Source organism: Aneurinibacillus sp. REN35 (assembly GCF_041379945.2).
Classification (GTDB): Bacteria; Bacillota; Bacilli; order Aneurinibacillales; family Aneurinibacillaceae; genus Aneurinibacillus.
Window position 1 is genome coordinate 1 of sequence record NZ_JBFTXJ020000071.1, and the last position, 208, is coordinate 208.

1 protein-coding gene is annotated in these 208 nt (G+C 37.0%); it reads left to right on the forward strand.

Features of this window, described 5'->3' with window-relative positions; genetic code table 11:
• Positions 1-208 (forward strand): hypothetical protein (locus tag AB3351_RS23680; RefSeq protein ID WP_371149564.1); only part of this gene is annotated, 208 nt, incomplete at both ends.

Consider the following 208-nt stretch of genomic DNA (forward strand, 5'->3'; position numbering starts at 1 on the left):
GTAATGAGATAGCTGCTCGTCTACAAAATGAAAAAATCAACACCTCTAAGATATTTGAAGGCGCATTAGTACCTGAGATCATCAATGACCGTCCAACATCTGTTCCTTACGGAATAGAATGGCCTATTGACATGGATTTGATTAATGACAGCAGTTTTCTTATCAAGCATGGTCCAAACACTTATTCAATTTATGATTTGGAGATCAG